Origin of the sequence: Paraburkholderia metrosideri (assembly GCF_904848625.1) — a bacterium.
In the GTDB taxonomy this organism is placed as follows: domain Bacteria; phylum Pseudomonadota; class Gammaproteobacteria; order Burkholderiales; family Burkholderiaceae; genus Paraburkholderia; species Paraburkholderia metrosideri.
Window position 1 is genome coordinate 1 of the sequence record NZ_CAJHCP010000034.1, and the last position, 3,711, is coordinate 3,711.

3 protein-coding genes and 1 pseudogene are annotated in these 3,711 nt (G+C 60.1%); all 4 read left to right on the top strand.

The features are described from left to right. Window positions 1-169 (top strand): annotated as a pseudogene (locus LMG28727_RS33805) (amidohydrolase); the annotation flags it as partial. 81 nt (window positions 170-250) lie between these two features. Then, the gene (locus LMG28727_RS33810; RefSeq protein WP_201646640.1) at window positions 251-1,096 is read left to right on the top strand and encodes an amidohydrolase family protein; all 846 of its coding nucleotides are present in this window, start codon (window positions 251-253) and stop codon (window positions 1,094-1,096) included. A gap of 130 nt (window positions 1,097-1,226) precedes the next feature. Continuing rightward, window positions 1,227-2,477, top strand: a complete 1,251-nt coding sequence (locus LMG28727_RS33815; protein ID WP_236592576.1) for an MFS transporter — start codon at window positions 1,227-1,229, stop codon at window positions 2,475-2,477. Between the two features lie 82 nt (window positions 2,478-2,559). After that, a complete protein-coding gene (locus LMG28727_RS33820; RefSeq protein ID WP_201646642.1) occupies window positions 2,560-3,546 on the top strand; it encodes a DODA-type extradiol aromatic ring-opening family dioxygenase in 987 nt (328 codons plus the stop codon). The last annotated feature ends 165 nt before the right edge of the window (window positions 3,547-3,711 follow it).

Genomic DNA, 3,711 nt, shown 5'->3' on the forward strand with positions numbered 1-3,711 from the left:
CGCGGTGCGCGGCCGCGATCCGGAAAACGGCCAGTACTTCGACGACACGAAGCGCTATATCGACGCGTGCGAGGCGCTGTCTGAACAGGATCGCTACAAGATCTTCGAAGGCAATGCACGTCGCGTGTATCCGCGCCTCGATGCGCGCCTGAAGGCGCAGGGCAAATAAGCGCGAGCACAGGCGGTTCGCGAGCAGCCTGAAAGCGGCTCACAAGCGCCGCCAGTCAACCAGACAAGCATAGAGACATTCATGACAATCGTTGATATTCACCCGCACATCATCTCCGACGACGAAACGCTGTATCCGCCCGCGCCGCTGTTCGGCAAGCGTTCGGACTGGTCGAAGGAACGCCCGACCACCGTCGAGACGCTGATCGAATCGATGGACGCGGCCGGTGTGACGAAGGCCGCTGTGGTTCATTCGTCGACGACTTACGGCTTCGATAACAGCTACGTCTTGGACGGTTGCGGTCAATATGCCGATCGTCTGGTGGCGGTCGGTTCTGTGGACGTGCTGCAACCGGACGCACCTGAAAAGATCCGCGAATGGGTCAAGCGCGGTCTCGCGGGTTTGCGCCTGTTCACCGGCGGCAGCACGAAGGAATTCGACCCGAGCGAACTCGACGATCCGCGCTCGTTCCCGGCATGGGAACTGTGCGGTGAACTGGGTCTGCCGATGTGTATCCAGACTGGGCCGATCGGTCTGCCGCAAGTGACGGCACTGGCGAAGCGCTTTCCGAACGTCGCGATCATTCTCGATCACCTGGGCCGTCCGGAAGTCGCTGACGGCGCGCCGTACGCGAAGGCGCAGAGCCTGTTCGATCTGGCTCCGCTGGAAAACATCTACATGAAGCTCACGCCGCGTATTTTTGGCGATGTGAAGAAAGAGAAGGCGAGTGCTGAAACCTTCTTCCCACGCGTGGTCGAGGCCTTCGGCGCGCAACGCATGGCGTGGGGTTCGAACTACCCGACGTCGCCGGGAACATTGTCGGAAATTCTCGCGACCGCGCAAGCAGGTCTTGCAAGCCTGAGCGAAGAAGATCGCGCATGGATCTTCGGCAAGACGGCACAGAAGCTGTACCCGGCTCTGGCCTGATTTACCGTTGTATCCGGGCCGGCCTTTCGAGGCGCTGAAACAGGCGTCTGCAGACATGGGCGGCACGCAGAGTCTAATCAAACTTAAGAGAAACAAGCAGATGGAGACAAGCAATTCTGTACGACCCGGGATGGCAAGCCGCTGGGCCGTACTCGCGCTCCTTGCGCTTGGCGTGCTGATTTCCTTCGTCGATCGCACCAGCATTTCGTCGACGCTGGCAGACCCGGGCTTCGTTCAACATTTTGCGCTGACGGACATCGACCGCGGCTGGATCAATGCGGCCTTCTTCTGGTCGTATGGCGTGTTTCAGGTGCCGATGGGCTGGGTGGCAGACCGTTACGGCGTGAAATGGCCGTACGCGATCAGCTTCGCGCTGTGGTGTATCGCCACCGCGTTGATGGGCGCGGTGACGGCGCTCGCGAGTCTCGTCGTGATGCGCCTGATCATCGGCATGGCTGAAGCGATTGTGATTCCCGCGAGCTATCGCTGGATCCGCAACAACTTCGACGAAAGCCAGAACGGGCTCGCCGTTGGCATTCTGGCGATGGGCAACAAGTTCGGTCCCGCAATCGGCGCACCGGTCGGCGCATGGTTCATCGTCAACTACTCGTGGAAGATGATGTTCATCGCAACCGGCCTGGTCGGTCTGCTGTGGCTCATTCCCTGGTTGCTGATGGTGCGCAACGATCTGCCGACCAAAGCGGCTCTGACGCAGGCCAATCGCAGCGCCCGCACGGTGACCTTCGGCAGCATTCTATCGAGCCCAGTGGTGTGGGGCGGCATGGTCACCAACTTCTGCTACGGCTACTTCACGTTCTATTGCATGACCTGGATGCCGTCGTATCTGGTCGAGCAACGCGGCCTGTCGATTACGCGCTCCGGACTTTTCACGTTCTTCAGCTTCGCCGGTATCGCCATCGTTGCGGCGGTCGCGGGCTGGGCCGCCGACCGGATCATTGCGCGCGGCCATAACCCGATCACGGTACGCAAGGTATTCACGATCGCGGGCTTTATCGGCGGATGCACGGTGCTGTTCGGTGCCTACGCGCCGACGCTGCAGATGGCGCTGTTCTGGAATGTGCTGTCGCTATCGCTGCTCGGCTTCGTGACGGCGAATAACCTGGTGCTGTCGCGTCTGACGCTGATCCCGAAGCAGACCATCGGTCTCGTGACGGGCGTGCAGCAACTTGCCACGAGCCTTGCCGGCGGTGTAGCGGCGAGCCTGTCGGGTTGGCTGCTGCATGTGAGCGGAAGCTACGACCTGCCGATGATGGTGATCCTCGGATTCCTCGTCGTCGGCGCGCTGGCCACGGCCATTCTGTACCGCCCCGAGTGGGCCCCCAAGGTGACCGAGTCCCACGGATCGCTGCGGCGAGCCTGACAAATCACGGCCTGGCCGGGAATGGCCTGGATAGCTGACATAACCGGCCTAGTTGAACACACTAATTCACAGAGAAACGTAAATGGCGAAGATTGTATTCGGGATGGCCGTGCCGCACAGCGGCATGCTGGGGCAAGCTCCGGAGGACTGGCTCAATAACGGCGAGCGTGACCGTAACAATCCGGAACTGTGGTTCCGTAACCGGACGTGGACGTACCCTGAACTCGAAGCGCACCGTGGTGCCGCATTCGAAAAATTCCTGACCATCGAAGAACGTACCGCACGCGCCGCACGCTGCCGTGTTGCACTCGACAAGATGGCCGAAGCGTATCGCGCAGCGGACGTGGACGTCGCGATCATTCTGGGTAAGGACCAGAAGGAAATCTTCACCGACTTCTCGCCGTCAATCGCAATCTATACCGGTCAGGAAGTGCACAACGGTCCGCCGCAACGTTCGGTGTACGCACCCGACCATCACGTCACGCACCAGTGTCATCCGAAGCTGGCGACGTACCTGATCGACCACTTCCAGCGTGAAAACTTCGATCTGACCGATCTGTTTGCATGGCCGGATAACGTATGGATGAAGCCGCTGCCGGAATATCCGGTCGTGCCTCACGCATACAGCTTTGTGTATCACCAGATCATGGGCGACAACCCGCCGCCGCATGTGCCGATCATCATGAACTGCTTCTACCCGCCGACCCAGCCGTCGATGGCGCGTTGTATCGATTTCGGCCGCGTATTGCGCGATGCAATCAACGCGTGGCCAGACGATGTGCGTGTCGGCATCTTCGCATCGGGCGGCTTGTCGCACTTCGTCAACGACGAAGAGTTCGATCACAGCATCATGAAGATGCTGGGCGACTACGACTACGACGGCCTCGCTGCAGTGGACAACCGTTCGTACCAGTCGGGCACGTCTGAAATCAAGTTGTACGTCAGCGTGATGAAGGCGGTTCAGGAAACCGGCGCCGAAATGACGCTGGTGGACTACGTTCCCTGCTGGCGCACGGCTGCCGGCACCGGCGAAGGCATGGGTTTCATGTACTGGAAAGCGGCCGACTGATCGCGCCACGCCGACCTGACGCACCCAATTCACGAGATTACGAGAGAGAAAGACCATGAGCGACACTCGCCTGAACAGCATCATTCGCGCCTTCGAATCGGGCAAGACCGCGTACACCGCATTTTCGAAGCTGGACAAGCAGAACGCGATCGAGATGAGCGATGC

Coding starts and splice junctions, on each gene's coding strand:
- LMG28727_RS33810 (WP_201646640.1), top strand. CDS start 251: ATGACAATCGTTGATATTCACCCGCACATCATCTCCGACGACGAAACG.
- LMG28727_RS33815 (WP_236592576.1), top strand. CDS start 1,227: ATGGCAAGCCGCTGGGCCGTACTCGCGCTCCTTGCGCTTGGCGTGCTG.
- LMG28727_RS33820 (WP_201646642.1), top strand. CDS start 2,560: ATGGCGAAGATTGTATTCGGGATGGCCGTGCCGCACAGCGGCATGCTG.